Below are 1,185 nucleotides of genomic sequence, written 5' to 3'. Positions count from 1 at the left end.
GCATTACGCGGATCGCACCCGGTCCTAATCTTTGCGGCTTGGCGACTTTGCGTGAGCTCCTTCCAGCATGTACGTCAGCGCACCAGTCAAACCGCAGCAGATCAATTGCCACAAAAGCACGAGAAGACACAAAAGAAGACGTAGGCCGTGGCAGTCTGGCGTCGGTTAGCAGCGCGAACGGCAGGCATCACCGAGATCGCGCGATAGATCCGACACTTTGAAAACGCCGACTCGCGATCTTCGGTGGATGCCATGGTTATCGCCTCTCGTCAATCCCTTCGGGCCACCAAGCGTCGGCAACTTCCGTCAGCTGAAGACGCCCGTCGGGATCGTGGGAAGTAACATACCATTTCGTCGCAATAAAAGCCATTTCACCTGCCCTCGCATCCTGGTGACGTCTCAGCCAATCCGACTTGGATTTTGCGGCATGTTGTTGGATGTCGTAGCGTGCGTAGAACGAATCCATCGTTACGCTGTGTTTAGCCTGCATGAAATCGACAGCTGCTCGCGCGCAGAGATCAATCGCTCGGCGTTCAGCATCCGTAACCCGATCGGAGCCAACCAAGGATTCGAGTATTGGGCCGATCTTGTCGAAGTCAAGTTCGTCTCGATCATCTTGCGAAAGCATTGGCATTGCCGCGAAAAATCGAATCTCTAATTGCGATAACGGCAGCGGTAACCGAGCCGCCGCCAAGAAACTATGATCTCAAAAAACGCGTCATCGGCGGCTTCGGTTCACCGCTTTGTTATTTGTCGCCATCCCAGCTTGCTTCGATTTGCAGCGGAAACGTAGTCAAGATGTCGATCAGTTTCTGAATTTCGTTTCGGCATTTTACCGTGTCCTGTCCGCCGACGGCCAGTATCCCCATTTTGTCGATTCGTGTGTCAAGCGTCGTTTCATTAGATATTGCAATCGAAAGGTGACGCTGCGTCCCATGTTTGAGGGCGGCCTGTTGGGTACTGCGGATCGGAGCACAGTCCACAGGCATTCCCTGTTGTCGTGCGATCGCTTTTTCGCGGCTTACTCGGTCCGCGTAGTAATCATCGGAAATAGTGGTTGTCTGAGGGAACGCTTCACGGAGACGCTGCACGAGTGCGTCGAAGTCAAACGCCGAATCAGCTCTACCAAGGACAAATGGCATTCGGGGAGGCCTAATCAAATCAAATAACGAAATGCGATCTATC

Annotated in this window: 2 protein-coding genes; both read right to left on the bottom strand. The window is 53.2% G+C overall.

Annotation, left to right across the window (positions count from 1 at the left end):
- Positions 1–256 precede the first annotated feature (256 nt).
- Entirely contained in the window at positions 257–628 is a 372-nt protein-coding gene (locus tag NZK35_RS34195) for a hypothetical protein (RefSeq protein WP_259637016.1), read from the bottom strand.
- Positions 629–746: 118 nt separating this feature from the next.
- On the bottom strand, positions 747–1,185 hold a 439-nt coding region (locus NZK35_RS34190; protein ID WP_259637015.1), incomplete at its 5' end, for a hypothetical protein.

The organism is Stieleria sedimenti (assembly GCF_025060895.1).
In the GTDB taxonomy this organism is placed as follows: Bacteria; Planctomycetota; Planctomycetia; order Pirellulales; family Pirellulaceae; genus Stieleria; species Stieleria sedimenti.
The sequence above is the reverse complement of the archived record's forward strand: the minus strand, read 5'-3'. Positions and strand labels throughout refer to the sequence as shown.